Source organism: Rhodococcus sp. NJ-530, from assembly GCF_003860625.1.
Taxonomy (GTDB): Bacteria; Actinomycetota; Actinomycetes; order Mycobacteriales; family Mycobacteriaceae; genus Rhodococcus_F; species Rhodococcus_F qingshengii.
The window spans coordinates 2,905,412-2,925,093 of record NZ_CP034152.1; the positions used below are offsets into that span (position 1 = coordinate 2,905,412).

Consider the following 19,682-nt stretch of genomic DNA (forward strand, 5'->3'; position numbering starts at 1 on the left):
AGTGCGGAGGCTTACATGCGGGTGTGTCCACGATCGTCCAGGCGAGTGGCCGCATGCTCACTTGCTGCGGTGGCCGCCGTTGCACTACTCGCGGGCTGCTCCGGGTCGGTCCAAGGAGCACCCGTTCCGGACTCCGCGCCGGCGACTGCCGGTGCGACCGACAGCGGCACGGCGGCGCCGAGTACGACGGCTGCACCCAAATCCTCGACGCCGAAATCCACCTCTCCGAAAACGGCGGCACCGCTGTCCGAACTGCTGCTGACTCCCGAGGAATTCCCCGAGCCCTTCGGCGCTGTTGTGCTGCCCCCGCAAGCCGTTCCGATGGCAGCGCCGGATCTAGTCGGCGTCCCGCGCGGTGCCACCGTCGATCCGTCCGAATGTGAGCCACCGGAACAGGATTACGGTCCGAACGGGACCGTGATGGCGGTCGGGACCGACAACGCGACGAGGGCAACGATTTCGGTCGAACTCACGAAGGTCGATGCACCACTGGACGAGTTGGAAGCGCAAACTCGGCAGTGCCCGTCCATGACTGTCACTGCGAACGGCGTCACTACGGCAGTGACGACGGAAATTCTTCCGCCGTCGCCGATCGATGCCGACAAGACGATGTCACTTCGCCGCACTGTCGTGTCCCCCAAGGCCACAGCCGGTGATCAGACGATGCTGACCTTGATCGCGCAGGTCGGCGACGTACGGGTGGCGACAACACTGATGACGTTCGGTTCTGCGACGCCCTCGACGGCACCGCTGGATCAAGCGTTCACCGCAGCCGTGCAGAAGGTCAAAGCAGGCAAGTGATTTCACAGCACACAGGTCCGACAAGTAGCGGAGCTGCTCGGTGCGGCGCGGTACTTGGTCCCCAACAAATGCGGTAATCCACAGACGAGTTGGACGCAGCTGTTTTCCCTGCTCGAGCAGACGGTCGGGTCAGGGTGATCAGCGACGGTGTGTGCATGACGACATCACCTCTTCCGGGAGAATTCGAATTCTCCGACGACGACCTTGCCGCCCTTCTCGGATGCGTCGAACGCGTCTCCGATCCAGGCGAATTGATCGCGGCAATACCCGCACTCCTGGGCTTCCATCCGTCCAACTCTGTGGTTGCGCTGTCTCTGATGGGCGCCTCCGCCTCGACGCTCGGACCAGTGATGCGGCACGACTACTTTCCCAGTGTCAGGGGAAAGCCCGCGAGGCAGATGAGCGCGGCGCTGCGCCAGTTCGCCGCCGTCTGTGACGGGGAAGGCGCGCGTGCGGTCGTTCTCGTGGTGATCACCGATTGCTCGGCGGCTGAAACTCTGATCGATGAAACCATCGAGCTGGCCGAGGTATTCGAAGACATGCTCGGCGGAACCTGCGTCGAGCTGGCCGACGTATTGTGCACGGCCGCAATAGAATCTGGCCAGCCGTGGACGAGCGTCATGCGTTCGATTCACCGCGGCACCCTGCCAGACCCGGCATCTTCGTCGGTTGCAGCAGCACAGGTGTTGGGCGGGAGGGTCATTCGCCGTTCGCGTGAGGAACTGGTCCGGTGGGTACACGGCGCCGCTCGCAATCACGACACGATTGCCCGACTGATCGCGAGCCGACGAGAGTCGAGCGCGCACAGTGGAGGACCGAGCGGTGAAACCGCAGTTCAGCGCCGGATCGATCTGGTGTTGGAACATGTCCGCCGTGTCGAGGCAGGCGCTCACTGCCCTGACCCGCAGGAATGCGCCGATCTGGTGGTCGCTTTGACGGACGTACGCGTGCGCGACGTGGTGCTGGGATTGGCGATCACGTCCGTTGCGGCACATGCTGAGCAATTGTGGCTCGTGCTCACCCATGAAGTCCCGTTGCCCGAACGAGCTTGGCCGGCAACACTTCTCGGCTTCTTTGCATACGTGCGTGGCGACGGACCTCTGGCAGGTGTTGCGCTGTCGGCCGCGCTGTCGGCCGATTCGGAACACACCTTGGCGGGATTGCTGGATCTATCGCTGCAATCCGGTATGCGCCCCGACGGAATCCGTGACCTCGCGGCCGTCGGATTGTCCATCGGGGAATCGCTCGGAATCACCGGCTTGCCGCCGGCACTGCCGAATGGAAGCTAGCGAGCAGCGTGTGAGCGGTCGCCCAGATCCTGGAGGAACTGCCATGCGTCGGCGACGATGACGTCGAGATCGGTACGCGTGGGCGTCCAACCGAGCTCGGTAATCGCCTTGTCGCTCGATGCGATCAGTACTGCCGGATCACCCAGCCGTCGTGACGCGTCCTCGACGTTGATCGGCAGGCCGGTGACCCGCGCACAGGCGGCGATCACCTCGCGCACGCTGAAGCCGGCACCGCTTCCGAGGTTGTAGATGCGGTGCTCGCCGGGAACCGAGGATTCGAGCGCCAGTAGATGTGCTTCGGCGAGGTCCAGCACGTGGATGTAGTCGCGTACCGCGGTTCCGTCCGGCGTGGGCCAGTCGGTTCCGAAGACCGAGATCTTGTCCCGCTGCTCGAGTGCGACCTGAAGGACGAGCGGAATCAGGTGGGTTTCGATCACCCGGTTCTCACCGGCGGACTTGTACGCGCCCGCGACGTTGAAGTAGCGCAAGCTCGTCGCACCGAGGCCGTGAGCGATCGAGTACGAGGTGATCGCATGATCGATCGCGAGCTTGGTCGCGCCGTACGGATTGGTGGGGCGGGTCGGAGCGGTCTCCACGATCGGGGACTGCTCCGGTTCGCCGTACGTTGCGGCGGTGGACGAGAACACGAGGCGCGGAGTACCGGAGACACGGATCGCCTCGAGCAACTCGATGGTCGTGACGACGTTTCCGCGCCAGTACTTTTCGGGGTGCAGCACCGATTCGCCGACCAGCGACTGCGCCGCGAAGTGAAGCACACCGTCGAAAACCGGTGAACCCGCACTGCCGAGGACGTCGGCGGCAAGCGCTCCCACGTCTCCTTCGATGAACTCGGCACCGGCAGGCACCGCGTCGGCATTTCCGGTGGAGAGGTCGTCGATGACGACAACCTCGTGTCCACGCTCGAGCAACACAGTGCTGCACACACTGCCGACGTAACCGGCGCCGCCGGTGACCAGGAGTTTCATCTACTTCCTCAGACCTGCTTGACCTGAACGGCGTGAGCCATTTCCTCGGACAGGTCGAACCCGCTGTGACCCGGCACGATGATCGTCACCGAGCCCGGACGGGTTTCGACCGTCACCCTGGCGTCGGGAACGACGCCGGCGTCACGCAGCTGCGCGATCACCTCGGGATCGGACTGCACGTGCTCGGCCAGTCGCCGAACGACCACAGCTGTCTGTGCGCCGTGCGGAATATCGGTCAGGCGCACCAATGTTTCGGTGGTGGCAACCGGGCCGTCGAGTCCCAACTGGTCCAAGCCCGGAATCGGGTTGCCGTAGGGCGACGTCGTGGGGTTGTTCAGAACGACGACGAGCCGACGCTCGACCTCCTCGCTCATCACGTGCTCCCAACGGCATGCCTCGGCATGTACGTCTTCCCATTTGAGACCGATGACGTCCACCAGCAGGCGCTCTGCCAACCGGTGCTTACGCATGACAGAGATCGCGAGATCGCGACCCTTGTCGGTGAGTTCCAGATGTCGATCGCCGGCGACCATCAGCAAGCCGTCACGCTCCATACGCGCAACAGTCTGGCTGACGGTGGGTCCGCTCTGTTCGAGCCGTTCGGCGATCCGCGCCCGGAGTGGGACTACGCCCTCTTCTTCCAAGTCGTAGATCGTCCGGAGATACATCTCCGTGGTGTCGACTAGATCCTTCACACTCAACCCCTTCGTCAGTTGATCATTCTACCGTTCAGTTCGTGGTTCCGGTGCCGCCTCCACCGCGGCGAGTCCAGCGCGTGTCCGAATTGGATTCGTGTCACTCGATCTCGGTCTCCGAAGCGGGCCACGAGTGTGGTGTGCAGCACGAAACGAGAAGGAAGTAGCGTGATCCCATGACCGCGTCGATCAGATCTGACGGGGACCCCGCGGCGTCTCGAGCGAATCGAGTCGTGGTGTGGAGTCCGGAGTACCTGAGCTATCGGTGGAGCGCCGATCACCCGATGAATCCCACTCGCCTCGATCTCACGATGGCACTCTCGCGAAGCCTCGGACTTCTCGAGGGCATCGAATTTCTCGAACCGAGTGCCGCGTCCGATGCCGACCTCCTCAGAATCCACACACCGGCATATCTTGCAGCGGTCAAAGACGCGGGTAACTCTGCGAACAACGGTGTGAGCGGCCAGGATGTTCCCCACGGGCTCGGTACCGAGGACAACCCGGTCTTCCCGCACATGCACGAAGCCAGTGCGATCCTCGCCGGCGGCTCGCTGGCCGCAGCGCAGGAAATCGCTTCGGGACGAACGAGGCGCGCGGTCAGCATCGGCGGCGGCATGCACCACGCGATGGCGGATTGGGCCTCTGGATTCTGCGTCTACAACGATGCGGCGGTTGCGATTTCGTGGCTGCTCGACAACGGCTACGACCGCATCGCCTACATCGACGTCGACGCTCACCACGGCGACGGAGTGCAACATGCGTTTCTCGGGGACCCGCGGGTGCTCACGGTCTCGCTGCATCAGCACCCGGCAACCTTGTGGCCGAACACCGGATGGTCGAGCGAAGTCGGCGACGGGGCCGCCGAAGGTACGGCGGTGAACATCCCGGTGCTGCCCGGAACCGTCGACGCGTTGTGGCTGCGTGCATTTCACGCCGTCGTCCCGGGAGCCATTGCAGCCTTCCGCCCGCAGATCATCATCAGCCAGTGCGGAGTCGACTCGCACCGCGAGGACCCGCTCGCGGATCTCGCCCTCACCGTCGACGGTCAGCGCGCCGCGTTTTTGGCGATGCGTGACCTCGCCGACCGCTACTCCGAGGGGCGGTGGCTGGCAGTCGGAGGCGGGGGATACGGACTGGTGCGCGTCGTGCCGAGGGCATGGACTCACTTGATCGCTGCAGCGCTCGATCGCGAGATCGACGTCGACACCGCTGTCCCGGAAGACTGGAAGGAATCGACGAAGCTGCGAGCGCCGAGCGTCGACCTCCCGCCGACCATGGGGGACGGCGGCGATGTCGCCTACACGCCGTGGGACGGCCCGGGTGGTACACCGGAGACAGGTGTCGCCTCGGTGGACCGTGCACTCACCCGTATCGACTCGGCGATCATCGCGACACGTCGCGCTTCGTTCCCGCTACTCGGACTCGACCCGGAGGATCCCCGTGACTGAACAGTCCGATACCGTAGCTGCCGGCGGCGAGGCGAGCGGCCAGGCGCCGAAGACCGACCCCGCTCACACCTATCCCCATTCCTGGGTAGTCGATGTTCTCGCCTCCGACGGCGGAGCGGTGGCGTTGCGACCCATCGTTCCCGAAGACGCGGACAAGCTCGTCGAATTCCACGGCAAACTCTCCGAGCGCACCCGGTATCTGCGCTACTTCGGCCCGTACCCCACGATGTCGGCGCGCGACGTCAAGAACTTCACGACGGTCGACCACCACAACCGCGTGGCGTTCGTGATGATGCTCGGCGACGAGATCATCGCGGTGGGTCGATACGAGCGACTGCTCGACGTCGGTGACGGAAAGTCTGCCGAGGTCGCCTTCGTCGTCGCCGACGCACACCAGGGGCGCGGCCTCGGCCCGATCCTGCTCGAGTACCTGGCAGCGGCAGCGGCCGAGAACGGTCTGACGATGTTCGTCGCCGAGGTCCTCTCCGAGAACCGCAACATGGTGACGGTGTTCCGTGAGGCGGGGTATCAGGTGAGCCGCTCTTTCGACGGTGGCGTGCTGAGACTCGAATTCGCGATCGACCCGACGGAAGCGCTTGTTTCAGTACGTAATTCGCGTGAGCGGGCAGCTGAGGCCCGCAGCATGGGAAACGTGCTCAGCCCGCGATCGGTGGCGGTGATCGGCGCATCAGCGGACCCGGCCAAAGTGGGTAACGCGGTGTTGACCAACCTGCTGCGCGGCGGATTCACCGGACCGGTCTATCCCGTCAACGCAGAGCATCGTTCGGTACACGGCGTTCGGGCATATCCGACGGTTCGTGACATCCCCGACGACGTCGATCTCGCCGTCGTGGCTGTACCTGCAGAATCGATCAATTCGGTACTCGACGACTGCCTCGACAAGGGCGTCAAAGCGCTGGTGGTCGTCTCGTCGGGCTTCAGTGAGAGTGGTCCGGACGGGCGCTCGTCCGAACGCAAACTGGTCCATGCAGCGCGCGCTCACGGTATGCGCCTCATCGGCCCGAATGCGCTGGGTGTCGCGAACAACGACCCGGCGATTTCGTTGAATGCGACGCTCGCGCCGGTCTTGCCGGTGGCAGGCAACGTCGGCTTCTTCTGTCAGTCCGGCGCGCTCGGTATCGCCATTCTCGACGAAGCCGCTCGCAGCCGAATCGGATTGTCCGCCTTCGTTTCCGCCGGTAACCGTGCGGACGTCTCGGGTAACGACCTTCTGCAGTACTGGGATTCCGACCAGTCCACCGAAGTGGTCCTTCTCTACCTGGAGAGCTTCGGCAACCCACGGAAGTTCTCTCGCATCGCCCGTCGAGTTGCGCGGAAGAAGCCGATCGTCGCAGTGAAGAGCGGTCGGCACGCGGTTCCGCCAGTGCTCGCCGCCACCGGAGTCGAGATCGACGATTCGATCGTCCGCGCCCTCTTCGAACAGGCGGGCGTCATTCAGGTCGGGTCCATTTCACAATTGTTCGACTGCGCCTTGCTCTTCGGATACCAACCGTTGCCCGCCGGCCCCCGGCTTGCGGTCATCGGCAACTCGACCGCGCTCGGTGTCCTTGCTGCGGACGCGGCCCGCAGTGAAGGTCTGCAGGTCAGCGACCCGGTCGACCTCGGCGCCCAGGCGAGTCCGGAACTCTTCGCCACTGCCGTGCGCGACGCTTTGGCGTCGTTCGACGTCGATGCCGTCATCGCCGTCTTCGTTCCTCCGGTAGCCATTCCGGTCGAGCCGTTCGCGAAAGCACTCAAGGACGCCGTCGCAGGCTCGGACAAGCCGATTCTCACCACGTTCCTCGCAGCTGAGGGTGTGCCGGACGTCCTGGCAGTTCGTGACGAAGTCGGTAACCCGACCCGCGGTTCGGTGCCGTCCTACCCGGGGCCGGAGCGTGCCGCCCTGGCGTTGGCGAGGGCTTGGCGATATGCGGAGTGGCGCAGCAAGCCTGCGTCGAAGGTGGTTCGCCCCGTAGGTATCGACTCCGAGCGAGCCCAGAAGATGGTGGCTGATTGGCTTGAAAACTCTCCTGGCCGTTGGCTTTCAGATGTGGAAGCGGCGGCGCTGCTCGAGTGCTACGGGGTCGCCGTCGTCGAATTCCGTTCGGTCCTGAGCGAAGACGAAGCTGTGGAGGCAGCGGATGCTGTCGGCTACCCGGTCGCGGTCAAGGCAACCGGCGAAATGTGGCGACACCGACCGGATCTGGGCGGTGTCAGGCTGGATCTGAGTGGACCGGAATCGGTGCGCCTCGCTTACCGAGATCTTGCGGCCGCGTCGGGTGAACCGCTGCTGCACGTGCAAAAAATGGCGACCAAGGGCATCGGATGTGTGGTTGGTGTCCAAGACGACCCGTCGTTCGGTTCGCTGATCTCGTTCGGGCTTGCCGGCGTGATCTCCGATCTCCTCGGTGACCGTGCCTATCGCGTACTGCCACTCACCGAGGACGCTGCTACGGAATTGATCGACGCGCCCAAGGCCGCGCCGCTTCTCTCCGGATACCGCAACGCCGTTCCGGTCAACAAGGGTGCGTTGGTTGATCTGGTCCAGCGCATCTCGGCGCTGGCCGACGACATTCCCGAAGTCCGCGAACTGGCCTGTGAGCCGGTACTCGCTTCGGCTACCGGCGCGGAGATCACCGATTCACGTGTCCGAATCGGACCTGAGCCGAGCGCAATCGACCTGGGGCCCAGGCGGCTGCGGTAGACACAGCGAACAACACCGGCCACCGCACATTCCCGAGGGGGAGGGAAGTAGCGGTGGCCGGTGCTTTGTGCGGTGCGTCAGCGCGAGTGGTGTGGCGCGCTGACGCACGTGCTGTGTTGTTTGATCAGCTCGCGTAGGACCGCAGTTTCTCGGCGCGATCACCGACGCGGAGCTTGCCCATGACCTCACGCTCGATCTGACGAACCCGCTCACGCGAGAGGCCGAAGAGCTTGCCGATCTGATCGAGGGTGCGGGGCTGGCCGTCGTCGAGACCGTAGCGAAGTCGGATGACCTGCTGCTCCCGCTCGTCGAGCGTCCCGAGCACGCTGCGCACATCGCTGTGCAGCAGACCGGCGATGACGGCGTTCTCGGCCGAGGTCGCCTCGGAATCTTCGATGAAATCGCCCAAGGGCGCTTCTTCGTCGTTGCCCACAGGCATGTCCAGGCTTACCGGGTCGCGGCTGTGGTCGAGCAGGTCGGCAATCTTGTGCGCCGGGATGCCCGACTCTTCGGCCAACTCGTCGTCCGTGGCTTCTCGCCCGAGCTGCTGGTGCAGTTCGCGCTTGATGCGGGCGAGCTTGTTGACCTGCTCCACGAGGTGGACTGGGAGCCGGATGGTGCGGCTCTGATCAGCCATTCCGCGGGTGATCGCCTGACGGATCCACCAGGTGGCGTACGTCGAGAACTTGAAGCCCTTGGCGTAGTCGAACTTCTCCATCGCACGGATGAGTCCGAGGTTGCCTTCTTGAATCAGATCGAGGAGCGGCATGCCGCGGCCGGTGTAGCGCTTGGCCAGCGACACGACGAGTCGCAGGTTCGCTTCCAGGAGGTGGCTACGTGCCGACTGTCCCTCGCGAACGATCGTTGCGAGATCCCTCTTCTTGGCGACTGTCAGGCGCTTTCCCGTGGCAAGAACGTGGCTGGCGTACAGCCCCGCTTCGATTCGCTTCGCCAGTTCGACCTCGTCTGCTGCTGTCAGCAGTGCGGTACGACCGATCCCGTTCAGGTAGACGCGGACCAGGTCTGCGGCCGGGCTCTGGGCGTCCAGATCTGCGGCGCTCGGACGAATGCGAGTAGTGGTGCTGGGGCTTGTCATGACTTGCCTCCCTATCGGCGGTCTCTCACACAGTTCAACGTGTGAGAGTTCCGGGAAAGTTCCCGTGCCGATTTCCGCTAAATCGCCGTGACCTGCAGTTATTTCCCAGTCGTCCTGAGAAGTTGCTGAGAACACAAAAATCTGCAACTCACCGGGAACTCAGTTCGTGACGGGAAGCACCAACCCGTGCCGAACCAGCGAGACCATCATTGTGACGACGGCCTCACGTAGCTGGTCCGGGTCTTCGCCGTTCGCCGCGGCAAGAAGTTCGATCAATTCGTCGACCACCAGTCCATCCGCTCGGAGTCCGGCCAACAGCGCAGCACCGAGCTCGTCGATCTCGTGCTGCCAGTGCGGTCCGTTGCCGCGGTGCACACGCGTGACCACTTGTTGCCATCCCTCGTCACCGGGGAGGTAGACGCGTTCGAGAGCCGTGTCCGGATCGAGGACGAAGCGTTCCTCGAGGACGTCGTGTTCACGCAACCAGGCAAGACGGTCGAAGTAAGCGAGCGCCTCGGCCCCGAGCGGGTCCGAGAAGCCGTGCATGAGGTCCTCGGCCATCAGGTCGGTGGGGGAGTCGGTGCGGCGAAGAAACACGAAACCGAAGCCGACGCCCTCGACATCGGCTTCTTCGAGGTGATCCAGCCAGGCGTTTGCTCTCGATGCCGTTTCCGGATCTCGAGGATCCTGCCCGCCGTCCTTGAGCCACGTGCCGACGTACAGAGCCGGATCCGCGACATCGCGCTGGACCACCCAGGCATCGACGCCGTGGGCCGGCAGCCACGACGCGATCCGCGACCGCCAGTCCTGCCCTTCGACGTGCACCCAGGACGCCAGCAGAGCTGCCGTGCCGCCGGGGTTCAGGTAGTCGATCGATTGCGAGATCATCAATTCGCTCGCACCGTCGAGATCGAGGCCGGAATCGCGGTACGTGTGATGGACGCGTGCCTCGCCGACGACAAACGGCGGATTGGCGACCACCTGGTCGAAGGTTCGACCCTCGACGGGTTCGAACCAGGACCCTTGAAGGAGTTCGACGTCCAGTCCGTTGAGGGCCATGGTTGCTGCCGTGAGGTCGACAGCGCGTTGATTGATGTCGGTTGCGGTGACCGAATCGGCGTACGTGTTCGCGTGCAGGGCTTGGATGCCGCATCCCGTACCGAGGTCGAGCACGCTGCCGACCCTCGCGGTGGGCGTGGCCTGCAGCAAGGACAGTGACGCATGCCCGACGCCCAGCACATGATCGGCCGTGGCCTTCTTGGGACGGATTCCGCCGTCGAGATCCGAGATCACCCAACGATCGCCGTCGCCGACGTCGATGGGGCGAAGATCCACCGCGGCCCGCACGAGCGGATTCTCACTGTCGAAGTTCTCACCTTCGAGCAGACCGGCGTCGACGCACTGCGCGATTGTCAGCGGAGCCAGCGCCGCGGCGACGTCGCCCGCCGGGCAGTCATCGGCGAGAAGGAACAGTCTGATGAGAACGCCCAGGTCCCCGAGTTCTCGGGTGGCGCGGCGCACGGGCACCGGCTCACTTCGACCGAGAGCAGCGTGAACTTCGGGACCCAACGCCTCGAGCATGGTTCCGGTGTCGAATCGATTGCGAAGCAGAGCCTCACGCAGCGCAGGGGTGATGGACAGGAGCGTTTCGCTTCTCACCCTGTCATTCTCGCAGGCGGAACTTGTCAGCCTTCGATGGTGTGGTGCGTCGCGGATTCGATCTCGCCTGCGGTCTTCTTTCGTCCGTCGTATCGACTCGGTTCGTCCTTGGTGCGCGGTGGTCGGTCGTTGGCGATCAGGACGGCGATCCAGGGAAGCGGAATGGATGCACCGATGATGAGCATCGAGATCCAGGCGTTGGCCCAGATGCCGTACGCGATCGCCGCGAGGATCAACGCCGGGAACCGGAAGGACATGATGATCATGTACTTGCGCACTCGGGCTTTGTGCTGTTCTTCGACGGACTGCTGCGCTTCGGTGATCAGTACGGGATTGTCGGGAGTCCCGGCCTCGTCGGACCTGCCGAACGCGCCATTTCGTGCCATGACTCCACTGTTCCACTCTCGGCCGACAATTGCACACGACCCGTGGGTCGCACCGCTGTGACGGAGACGGCATTATTGGAGGGGTGAGCACTCAAACCAAGGAACGTCCCGACGTCTCCACCGACGAAACGACCGACGACGACACCCCGAAGTTCTTCCACTACGTGAAGAAGAACAAGATCGCCGAGAGCGCCGTCATGGGAACCCATGTCGTCGCGCTGTGCGGTGAGGTGTTTCCCGTGACGAAGTCCGCCAAGCCGGGATCACCGGTGTGCCCGGACTGCAAGAAGATTTACGAAGGACTCCGTAAGGGCGACTGACCTCGGGTCAGGCGAGCGGGAGTACTTCCGGAGCTCGGCGGATCGACAGCCTCGACGCAGTCGGCCGCCGGGCTCTTCGCGTCTGCGTGCGGTTCATCGCAGGGATCTTGGTCGACGCACGAGTTCTGGCGCGACTCCGATTGTCTGCTCTCGGTTTGTCTGCTGCGGGGCCGCCCGTACGAGGGGACCGTGGCCGGGTCCGCTTTGTCGCCCGAGATGCGGATCGGGCTGGTGGCCAGGTGCCAGGTCAGATTGGTGACCGGACCGGTCTTTTCGTCGGTGTTCTGAGCCGCAAGCCACTCTCGCATCTGCTCCATCCGAGTGGCACGAGCGGGCCAGAACTCCTGAACCGTCGCGTTGAACTCGGCGCCGAGCACGACGGCAAAACCGAGGAAGAACGTGAAGAGCAGAAACGCGATCGGCGTTGCCAGTGCGCCGTACGTGTAGCCGGTGCTGGTGACGAATCCCAGGTACCAACGCAATCCGGTGCTGGCGGCCATGAAGAACACACCGGCGACCAGGGCGCCCGCGAGCAGCCGATGCCACGGCAGCGACTTCGGCAGAGCGACTTTGTAGAGCGTCGTGAGGCCGATGATCACCAGCAGACCGACAGCAGGGTAGTAGAACGTGTCGACCAGATTCGATCCGACCACGTACCAGGAGGCCGGCAGTGCTCGCCCGACGAGCGTCGGCCCCAGAGCTACCAGCGGCAGGATGAACACCGCCATCACCAGGAACATCACGTAGAGCAGCAGGGCGAAGATGCGCTGCCAGATGGGATTGCGGGCATCCTGCTGCCCGTGTGCTTCCACGATCGAGTCGACGAACGTACTGATCGCCGATGATCCCGCCCACAGGGAGAGCAGGAAGCCCACCGAGATGATCTCCGGGCGTCCGCGCTGAAGGACGTCCGTCACCGTCGGGCGGATGATCTGGTCGACGACGCTTTCGCTGAAGATCGTTCCGCTGAACGTGACGATCTTGGATTCGATGATCTCGACGGTGTTGGGTCCGAACCACCCACCGATGTAGCCGATCATTCCCAGAAGGCCGAGCAGCAGGGGAGCAAGCGACAGCGTTTGCCAGAACGCGGCCGTAGCCGCCTTTCCGAAGATGGAATCGTCCCAGGCCTTGCTCAGGGTTCGAGCGATCAACTGCCCGGTGCGGCGTAGCGGATGCCATCTGCGGTGGTGCAGATCACTTCCGCTCGACTTCTCGCCTCGCGCTTCACTCATGATGTCTCCAGCATCCCTGACGACACACCCGGTTGCCCAACCATGGCGCCGACGTGTCGCACATTTCTGAGACAATTCGCGTGCAGGTCGGCAGGATGCGAGAGAAGCGAAACCTCGCCGGCCGGAGTGAGAACGGCCATGAGTACGCGCTTCGAGTGCGGCTTTGGTCGGTGGCGGCGGCTAGGCTCGTCGCCGGACATTGATGAAAATTCGAGGAGCGCGAGACAACAGTGCGATTCCAGTGGAGGCGCGGCCTATGACGTCTGAGACCGTGGCAGCCGAGTTCGGCAAGTCGCCCGAACCCGCCGGAGCTCAATCCGCGGGAACCCAACCTGGCGCCCCTACCGGTTCCCTTCGTGCATGGCAGCGCCGTGCACTGACCAAGTACCTTTCCAGCAGTCCGCGTGACTTTCTGGCGGTCGCAACGCCGGGAGCAGGTAAGACCACCTTCGCTCTGCGGGTAGCTTCGGAATTGCTCCGTGACCGGACGGTCGACCAGATAACCGTCGTGGCGCCGACCGAGCACCTCAAACACCAGTGGGCGGAGTCCGCACAGCGCTCCGGCCTCGCATTGGACTCGCGGTTCTCCAACTCGACCGGCCAGACCTCGAGTGACTATCACGGCGTCGTGCTGACCTACGCCCAGGTTGCCTCGCACCCGTCGAAGCATCGTGTGCGGACCGAGGGCCGCAAGACGCTGGTCATCCTCGACGAGATCCACCACGGCGGCGACGCCAAGAGCTGGGGCGACGCCATTCGTGAAGCGTTCGGCGACGCGACCAGGCGTCTCGCACTGACCGGAACCCCGTTCCGCAGTGACGACAGTGCCATTCCTTTTGTCGAGTACGAGCCGGACAAGGAAGGTCTGCTCCGCTCGAAAGCCGACCACTCCTACGGATATTCGGATGCCCTCAAGGACGGCGTGGTTCGCCCCGTCGTGTTTCTCGCCTACTCGGGCGAGGCACGGTGGCGAAACAACGCCGGCGAGGAATTCACCGCTCGACTCGGCGAGCCGCTGAGCGCCGAGCAGACGACTCGGGCATGGCGTACGGCCTTGGACCCTGCCGGCGACTGGATTCCTGCCGTGCTGCAAGCAGCAGACACCCGTTTGGCGCAGCTGCGCAGTACCGGTATGCCCGATGCCGGCGGACTCGTCATCGCGACGGACCAGACAGTGGCCCGCGAGTACGCGAAGGCCCTGACAGCGATCACCGGCGAACAGCCGGCCGTCGTGCTGTCCGACGACCCCACCGCGTCCAAGCGAATCGCCGAATTCGGTGCGAGCGACCAGAAATGGATGGTCGCGGTCCGCATGGTGTCCGAGGGCGTCGACGTTCCCCGTCTGGCGGTCGGTGTGTACGCGACCAGCGCGTCGACTCCGCTGTACTTCGCTCAGGCGATCGGGCGCTTCGTGCGCTCGCGTCGTAAGGGCGAAACTGCCAGCGTCTTCCTGCCGTCGGTGCCGGTGCTTCTCGACCTTGCCGCACAGCTCGAGGCCCAGCGTGATCACGTACTCGGCAAGCCGCATCGTGAGAAGGACGGCCTCGAAGACGACCTGCTCGCCGATGCGAACAAGCAGAAGGACGAGCTGGGCGAGGAGGAGAAGGCGTTCACGTCCCTGGGCGCCGATGCCGAACTCGACCAGGTGATCTACGACGGATCATCCTTCGGTACCGCGACATTCGCCGGAAGTGACGAGGAAGCCGACTACCTCGGTCTGCCAGGCCTACTCGACGCCGATCAGATGCGGGCATTGCTGCGTCAACGCCAGCAGACGCAGGTCGAGGCCAACTCGGCCAAGGCCGCCGCCCCGCAACCCACGGCGGCAGTGGTATCCGATCGAGCGGCCACGGCAGATCAGCTCGGTGCGCTCCGCAAGGAGCTGAACGGGTTGGTGGCGATGAACGTCCACCGCACCGGTAAGCCGCACGGCATCATTCACGCGGAACTGCGCCGGGTGTGCGGCGGTCCGCCGACGGCCATCGCTACTGTCGATCAGCTGACCGAGCGCATCGCGATTCTCCGCAGCTGGTAGCAGCCGATACCGGTCCCGCACGCTTCGCGTGCTTGCGGCCCCGGAACGGCAGAACGGGCGATCACAGTGACTGTGATCGCCCGTTCTGGCGTTCATGGCGCGCCTCGTGAAGAGGCCACCCCCGGCTGACAGGTCAGATTGCGGGTTCGCTTTCGGAGACGACGGCATTCATCTCGCGAAGTCGATCCGCGTGTTCGGTTGCGTGGTGTCCGCAGAAGAGAAGCTCGCCGCCGGTGGGAAGCACGGCGCGTACGCGTGCTCCGGCACCGCACCGGTCGCACCGGTCGGCAGCGGTCAACTGTGGGCTGGTCAGTGTTCCGGGCATGACTCCTCCGTACTGGCTTTGCGGCATTCGGGCCGCGTGCCTGGGGCCTGGTCCGCCGCGTCGGAATGGCGCGGTAGATCCACTCTTACAGACGTTTGGGGTTTACGGGTTGTTCCCGAAGGCGTTTCTTAGTGTTGTGTCTCACTGGAAATGCGCTGGGCAGGCATTCTCGGGTGAAGATTGTTCGCTGACAGCTGATTCGGATCGCCGACCTCAGCCCGATATTCTGGGCGGATGAACCCGGGACGCGAACCACTTGTCGACGAGAGCGTCGAGTTGCTCCACATGTGCACGCGCGAGGAGTGGGCGCGGGCACAACAGCTCGGTGAACGTATCCCCGACGGATTCGAGGCGGAGGGATTTGTCCACATGTCGACTCCGGCGCAAGTTCATCTCCCGGCCAATCGGATCTTTGCCGGCCGTGACGACATAGTCCTTCTGGCTATCGATCCGGCCTTGCTCGGCGGTCAGGTCAAGTACGAACCGGGTGTCCCCTCGGACCCGGAATCGATGCGATTCCCGCATCTGTACGCCCCGATTCCCGTCGCAGCCGTCACCGCTGTCGTCGAGTATTTTCCGGGCGAGAACGGCGTGTTTTCGCCGGTTCGGTAGGTCGCCGGTTCGCTCGCCGCGAAGTGCTCCCCGCGGATAACGGCCCTCCCGCGATGCAGGTCACCGATCGGCGCTACCGTTGGTATATGAACGTAGAAGTCACCCCACTACCGGGGATCGGGACGCGCAAGGATTTTGTTCTGTCTTCCGGTCGTCGCGTGGGTGTCGTCACCCATCGGGACGGTCATACCGACCTCATCGTTTCCAAGGCAGACGACCCTGACGCGTGTGCTGCCTCGCTGCCTCTGACCACCGAGGAAGCGGCAGCGCTCAGCAATCTCCTGGGTGCCCCACAGCTCGTTGCTCAGCTCGAGGAAGAGCACCGTGACCTTCCGGGCATTCGAACCAAACAGCTCTACATCAAGGACGGTTCTCGCTACGACGGACAGACCCTCGGGGACACCGGCATGCGCACGCGCACCGGAGTGTCCATCGTCGCCGTCATGCGCGCAGGACAGGTGAGCCCGTCTCCGAACCCCGACTTCACGTTCACCGGGGGAGACCTTCTCGTGGCAGTCGGAACGCCGGACGGTTTGGCTGCAGCGGCAAAAATCTTGGCCAACGGCTGACTGGCGCGTGGACACAACCACCCTCGCACTGATCGAACTCGGCGCGGTCTTCTTCGCGCTCGGACTGCTCGGACGGCTCGCTGCTCGCGTCGGCATGTCGCCGATCCCGTTCTACCTGATCGGCGGCCTGTGCTTCGGACAGGGCGGTTTCATCCAGCTCGGCGACATCGGCGAGTTCTCCCATCTGGCAAGTGAGATCGGGATCGTCCTGCTCTTGCTGCTCTTGGGGCTCGAATACACTGCCGCCGAGCTCGTCACCGGTCTCAAACGCTCGCGGGTAGCCGGCATCGTCGACATCGTCCTCAACGCCACCCCTGGCGCGGTTGTCGGCTTGATGCTCGGCTGGGGCGTCGTGGGGGCGACGGTCATGGCCGGCGTCACCTACATCTCGTCTTCGGGAATCATCGCCAAGGTGCTCAGCGACCTGGGGCGCCTCGGTAACCGCGAGACACCGGTCGTGCTGTCGATTCTGGTGTTCGAAGACCTGGCGATGGCGCTGTACCTGCCGATTCTGACCGCGATGCTCGCGGGCGTGAGCTTCATGGGCGGGCTCGAAGCGGTCGGGATCTCGTTGTTGGTCATCACCGTGGTTCTTGTCGTGGCCCTCCGATACGGACGGTACGTCTCCGCCCTCCTCGACAGTCCCGACAGTGAGACGCTCCTGCTCAAGCTGCTCGGTGCCGCACTGTTGGTCGCCGGCATCAGTTCGGCGATGCAGGTGTCGGCGGCTGTGGGCGCATTCCTCCTCGGAATCGCGATCTCGGGGTCGACGGCGCACAATGCCAGTCGCGTGCTCGAGCCCCTTCGAGATCTGTTCGCCGCAATGTTCTTCGTGGTCTTCGGTCTCAACACCGATCCCAGTTCCATTCCGCCAGTCCTCGGATGGGCCGCGATCCTGGCAGTGGTCACGGCGATCACGAAGCTGGTAACCGGCGCTTGGGCGGCCAGACGTCAGGGTGTCGCGCGAATGGGTCAGGCGCGCGCCGGTGCCGCTCTGATCGCCCGCGGTGAGTTCTCCATCATCATCGCAGGCCTCGCGGTGTCCGCAGGCGCCGTCGACGCCGAACTTGCCGCATTGGCAACTGCTTACGTGCTCCTGATGGCGGTCATCGGCCCGGTGGCGGCAAGAGTTATCGAACCGGTCGCCTCGTTGTACATCAAGGTTCGTACGAAGTCCTGATTGCGGTCCTATTCTGTCCGGATGTCGAACAGAATCGCCCGTCCCGCCGCGACCGCTCTGTGTGCGCTGATCATCTCGTGTGCACCGGTCCCGGCGCTCGCCGGTGGAATTCCCGCTCTCGACCACGCCGGACCCACAGCTGCGCAGGTTGCCGCGGATCGATCGCTACACCTCGAGGGTGCGTCGAACGCGCGTGACATCGGTGGCTACGACGCCGCGGACGGGCAGACCGTTCGGTGGGGGAAGGTATTTCGCTCGAATGCCCTCGACAAGCTGACACCGTCGGATCTCGCGTCGTTGAGCGAACGCGGAGTGGAATCGGTCGACGACTTCCGTACGGTCGTCGAACGAACGCTCTCGCAGGATCGCCTTCCGAACGGGGCGCGAAGCAACTGGTTCGACGTCATCGGAACCAACCCCGCCAACCTCCCGGCGCTGGTGGACATGCCGACGATGTACGCGTTGATGGTGACCGATCCGGGGGCGAGCCGCGCATTCCACGACGCGCTGGTGAACGTCGCGAACACCGACGGTTCAGTCCTCTACCACTGCTCGGCGGGCAAGGACCGTACCGGTTGGATAGCCGCAGTTCTCCTGACCGTCCTCGGCGTGAGTCGCACCGACGTGAACGCCGATTACATGCTCAGCAATCAGTACCTCACCGGACCCCGCACGGGGAGCGCGTTCATCGACGGCGTCGAACAGTCTTGGCTGGACACGTCTTTCGCCACGGTGGATCGGGTGTACGGCAACTTCGACAACTACGTCCGGGACGGCCTTCAGTTGAGCGAGGACGATGTCGCACAACTCCGGGACACACTCTTGGTCTGAGGCGGCAAACGCACAAGAGCCGCTCTCCGGCGATCCGGAGAGCGGCTCTTGTGTGCATAGCTGGTGTGACTAGTCGAGGTAGTCGCGCAGAACCTGCGAACGCGACGGGTGGCGCAGCTTCGACATCGTCTTCGATTCGATCTGGCGGATACGCTCACGCGTGACGCCGTAGACCTGTCCGATTTCGTCTAAAGTCCTCGGCTGACCGTCGGTGAGACCGAAGCGGAGGCGAACCACGCCGGCTTCGCGCTCGGACAGCGTCTCGAGTACCGACTGCAGCTGATCCTGCAGCAAGGTGAACGAGACGGCATCGACTGCGACAACAGCTTCGGAGTCCTCGATGAAGTCACCGAGCTGGCTGTCGCCCTCGTCGCCGATGGTCTGGTCGAGAGAGATCGGCTCACGCGCGTACTGCTGGATTTCCAGCACCTTCTCCGGCGTGATGTCCATTTCCTTGGCGAGCTCTTCCGGCGTGGGCTCACGGCCCAGGTCCTGGAGCAGCTCACGCTGGATACGGCCGAGCTTGTTGATGACCTCGACCATGTGCACCGGGATACGGATGGTGCGAGCCTGGTCGGCCATTGCGCGGGTGATGGCCTGACGGATCCACCACGTGGCGTAGGTCGAGAACTTGTAACCCTTGGTGTAGTCGAACTTCTCGACTGCACGGATCAGACCGAGGTTGCCTTCCTGGATGAGGTCCAGGAACGCCATACCGCGGCCCGTGTAGCGCTTGGCCAGCGAGACGACCAGGCGGAGGTTGGCCTCGAGGAGGTGGTTCTTGGCGCGGTTGCCGTCGCGGCAGATCCAGCTCATGTCGCGTCGCTGAGCCGCAGGCAACTTCTCGCCCTTGTCAGCGAGGTCCTGCATGATCTGCACGGCGTAGAGGCCGGCCTCGATGCGCTTGGCCAGTTCGACTTCCTCTTCGGCGTTGAGGAGTGCGACCTTGCCGATCTGCTTGAGGTAAGCGCGAACCGAGTCGGCGGACGCCGTCAGTTCGGCATCCTTGCGTGCCTGACGGAGAGCCTCGGACTCTTCCTCGTCCCAGACGAAGTCGCCGGAAGCCTTGTCCTTCTCGGACGGCTCTGCAGCGGTCTCTTCGTCTTCGCCGACTGCTACGACCTCGACGACATCGGACTCGACCTCGGCAAGGTCGCCGTCCGTGATGTCGATGTCTTCCAACTCGACATCGCCGTCTTCGGCGTCAGGATCGCCGGCCTTCTTGGGGCTGGCCTTCTTAGCTGCTGCCTTCTTGGCCGGAGCTTTCTTGGCCGGAGCCTTCTTTGCTGCTGCCTTCTTGGCGGGGGCCTTTTTCGCCGGAGCCTTCTTGGCTGCCGGAGCGGTGACGGTGGCCGCCTCCACGGCTGGAGATTGTGGCTCTGACTCTGATGGAGAATCAGCAGTCTGACGTGTATCGGTGGCTGCCACGTACGCCCTTTCGTGACGGTGTCGTGCGGCGTCACGCCAGAGTGGTGATCCGGCGGAGAGGTCAATGGTTGTTGGCCGGCGCG

18 protein-coding genes are annotated in these 19,682 nt (G+C 64.0%); 10 read left to right on the forward strand and 8 right to left on the reverse strand.

Features of this window, described 5'->3' with window-relative positions; translation table 11 throughout:
- The first annotated feature begins 45 nt into the window (after positions 1-45).
- Both EHW12_RS13715 and EHW12_RS13720 read left to right on the forward strand, forming a co-directional pair.
- Positions 46-801: a sensor domain-containing protein gene (locus EHW12_RS13715; protein ID WP_007732815.1), complete on the forward strand. Its 756-nt coding sequence runs from the start codon at positions 46-48 to the stop codon at positions 799-801.
- Positions 802-956: 155 nt separating this feature from the next.
- Positions 957-2,090, forward strand: a complete 1,134-nt coding sequence (locus EHW12_RS13720) for a DUF4192 domain-containing protein (RefSeq protein WP_039973312.1) — start codon at positions 957-959, stop codon at positions 2,088-2,090.
- Here the strand turns inward: EHW12_RS13720 and galE are convergent.
- Both galE and EHW12_RS13730 read right to left on the reverse strand, forming a co-directional pair.
- Positions 2,087-3,076, reverse strand: a complete 990-nt coding sequence (galE, locus tag EHW12_RS13725; protein WP_007732821.1) for a UDP-glucose 4-epimerase GalE — start codon at positions 3,074-3,076, stop codon at positions 2,087-2,089. The genes EHW12_RS13720 and galE overlap by 4 nt on opposite strands.
- Before the next feature lie 8 nt (positions 3,077-3,084).
- The gene (locus tag EHW12_RS13730) at positions 3,085-3,771 is read right to left on the reverse strand and encodes a metal-dependent transcriptional regulator (protein ID WP_003942150.1); all 687 of its coding nucleotides are present in this window, start codon (positions 3,769-3,771) and stop codon (positions 3,085-3,087) included.
- 176 nt (positions 3,772-3,947) lie between these two features.
- On the opposite strand from EHW12_RS13730, the gene EHW12_RS13735 reads away from it, so the two are divergent.
- Both EHW12_RS13735 and EHW12_RS13740 read left to right on the forward strand, forming a co-directional pair.
- Entirely contained in the window at positions 3,948-5,219 is a 1,272-nt protein-coding gene (locus EHW12_RS13735) for an acetoin utilization protein AcuC (RefSeq protein ID WP_003942159.1), read from the forward strand.
- Entirely contained in the window at positions 5,212-7,923 is a 2,712-nt protein-coding gene (locus EHW12_RS13740; protein WP_007732826.1) for a bifunctional GNAT family N-acetyltransferase/acetate--CoA ligase family protein, read from the forward strand. The genes EHW12_RS13735 and EHW12_RS13740 overlap by 8 nt, the downstream gene beginning before the upstream one ends.
- Before the next feature lie 124 nt (positions 7,924-8,047).
- Here the strand turns inward: EHW12_RS13740 and EHW12_RS13745 are convergent, their stop codons facing one another.
- The 3 genes from EHW12_RS13745 to EHW12_RS13755 all read right to left on the reverse strand — a co-directional run bounded on the left by EHW12_RS13745 (position 8,048) and on the right by EHW12_RS13755 (position 11,064).
- The gene (locus EHW12_RS13745) at positions 8,048-9,019 is read right to left on the reverse strand and encodes a sigma-70 family RNA polymerase sigma factor (RefSeq protein ID WP_003942639.1); all 972 of its coding nucleotides are present in this window, start codon (positions 9,017-9,019) and stop codon (positions 8,048-8,050) included.
- 159 nt (positions 9,020-9,178) lie between these two features.
- Positions 9,179-10,678, reverse strand: coding sequence for a methyltransferase (locus tag EHW12_RS13750; protein ID WP_075833058.1), 1,500 nt, complete (start codon positions 10,676-10,678; stop codon positions 9,179-9,181).
- Positions 10,679-10,704: 26 nt separating this feature from the next.
- Positions 10,705-11,064 (reverse strand): DUF3099 domain-containing protein, encoded by a 360-nt coding sequence (locus tag EHW12_RS13755; RefSeq protein ID WP_003942638.1) that lies wholly within the window; start codon positions 11,062-11,064, stop codon positions 10,705-10,707.
- Between the two features lie 83 nt (positions 11,065-11,147).
- On the opposite strand from EHW12_RS13755, the gene EHW12_RS13760 reads away from it, so the two are divergent.
- The gene (locus EHW12_RS13760; RefSeq protein ID WP_003942602.1) at positions 11,148-11,384 is read left to right on the forward strand and encodes a DUF3039 domain-containing protein; all 237 of its coding nucleotides are present in this window, start codon (positions 11,148-11,150) and stop codon (positions 11,382-11,384) included.
- Here the strand turns inward: EHW12_RS13760 and EHW12_RS13765 are convergent.
- The gene (locus EHW12_RS13765) at positions 11,357-12,619 is read right to left on the reverse strand and encodes a YihY/virulence factor BrkB family protein (RefSeq protein ID WP_125051001.1); all 1,263 of its coding nucleotides are present in this window, start codon (positions 12,617-12,619) and stop codon (positions 11,357-11,359) included. The genes EHW12_RS13760 and EHW12_RS13765 overlap by 28 nt on opposite strands.
- 256 nt (positions 12,620-12,875) lie before the next feature.
- Between EHW12_RS13765 and EHW12_RS13770 the strand changes: the two genes are divergently transcribed.
- Positions 12,876-14,654, forward strand: coding sequence for a DEAD/DEAH box helicase (locus EHW12_RS13770; protein ID WP_003942642.1), 1,779 nt, complete (start codon positions 12,876-12,878; stop codon positions 14,652-14,654).
- A 133-nt stretch (positions 14,655-14,787) separates the two neighbouring features.
- Here the strand turns inward: EHW12_RS13770 and EHW12_RS13775 are convergent, their stop codons facing one another.
- Positions 14,788-14,979, reverse strand: a complete 192-nt coding sequence (locus EHW12_RS13775; protein ID WP_003942643.1) for a hypothetical protein — start codon at positions 14,977-14,979, stop codon at positions 14,788-14,790.
- Positions 14,980-15,213: 234 nt separating this feature from the next.
- Here EHW12_RS13775 and EHW12_RS13780 point away from each other — a divergent pair, with 234 nt between their 5' ends.
- The 4 genes from EHW12_RS13780 (at position 15,214) to EHW12_RS13795 (ending at position 18,171) form a co-directional block, all read left to right on the forward strand.
- Positions 15,214-15,591, forward strand: a complete 378-nt coding sequence (locus EHW12_RS13780; protein ID WP_007732832.1) for a DUF952 domain-containing protein — start codon at positions 15,214-15,216, stop codon at positions 15,589-15,591.
- Between the two features lie 86 nt (positions 15,592-15,677).
- Positions 15,678-16,160 (forward strand): cation:proton antiporter regulatory subunit, encoded by a 483-nt coding sequence (locus EHW12_RS13785; RefSeq protein ID WP_021344116.1) that lies wholly within the window; start codon positions 15,678-15,680, stop codon positions 16,158-16,160.
- Positions 16,161-16,167: 7 nt separating this feature from the next.
- The gene (locus EHW12_RS13790; protein ID WP_003942634.1) at positions 16,168-17,340 is read left to right on the forward strand and encodes a cation:proton antiporter; all 1,173 of its coding nucleotides are present in this window, start codon (positions 16,168-16,170) and stop codon (positions 17,338-17,340) included.
- Positions 17,341-17,361: 21 nt separating this feature from the next.
- Positions 17,362-18,171 carry a tyrosine-protein phosphatase gene (locus tag EHW12_RS13795; RefSeq protein WP_007732833.1) on the forward strand — a complete coding sequence of 270 codons (810 nt, stop codon included), beginning with the start codon at positions 17,362-17,364 and terminating at the stop codon, positions 18,169-18,171.
- A 69-nt stretch (positions 18,172-18,240) separates the two neighbouring features.
- Here EHW12_RS13795 and EHW12_RS13800 read toward each other — a convergent pair whose 3' ends face one another.
- Positions 18,241-19,599, reverse strand: a complete 1,359-nt coding sequence (locus EHW12_RS13800) for an RNA polymerase sigma factor (protein ID WP_019748245.1) — start codon at positions 19,597-19,599, stop codon at positions 18,241-18,243.
- Between the last annotated feature and the right edge of the window lie 83 nt (positions 19,600-19,682).

Bases quoted from the DNA above. Each gene is read 5' to 3' on its own strand.
- EHW12_RS13735 (WP_003942159.1), top strand. From the start codon at position 3,948: ATGACCGCGTCGATCAGATCTGACGGGGACCCCGCGGCGTCTCGAGCG.
- EHW12_RS13755 (WP_003942638.1), bottom strand. From the start codon at position 11,064: ATGGCACGAAATGGCGCGTTCGGCAGGTCCGACGAGGCCGGGACTCCC.
- EHW12_RS13775 (WP_003942643.1), bottom strand. From the start codon at position 14,979: ATGCCCGGAACACTGACCAGCCCACAGTTGACCGCTGCCGACCGGTGC.
- EHW12_RS13795 (WP_007732833.1), top strand. From the start codon at position 17,362: ATGTCGAACAGAATCGCCCGTCCCGCCGCGACCGCTCTGTGTGCGCTG.
- EHW12_RS13745 (WP_003942639.1), bottom strand. From the start codon at position 9,019: ATGACAAGCCCCAGCACCACTACTCGCATTCGTCCGAGCGCCGCAGAT.
- galE (WP_007732821.1), bottom strand. From the start codon at position 3,076: ATGAAACTCCTGGTCACCGGCGGCGCCGGTTACGTCGGCAGTGTGTGC.
- EHW12_RS13765 (WP_125051001.1), bottom strand. From the start codon at position 12,619: ATGAGTGAAGCGCGAGGCGAGAAGTCGAGCGGAAGTGATCTGCACCAC.
- EHW12_RS13770 (WP_003942642.1), top strand. From the start codon at position 12,876: ATGACGTCTGAGACCGTGGCAGCCGAGTTCGGCAAGTCGCCCGAACCC.
- EHW12_RS13785 (WP_021344116.1), top strand. From the start codon at position 15,678: ATGAACGTAGAAGTCACCCCACTACCGGGGATCGGGACGCGCAAGGAT.
- EHW12_RS13720 (WP_039973312.1), top strand. From the start codon at position 957: ATGACGACATCACCTCTTCCGGGAGAATTCGAATTCTCCGACGACGAC.
- EHW12_RS13780 (WP_007732832.1), top strand. From the start codon at position 15,214: ATGAACCCGGGACGCGAACCACTTGTCGACGAGAGCGTCGAGTTGCTC.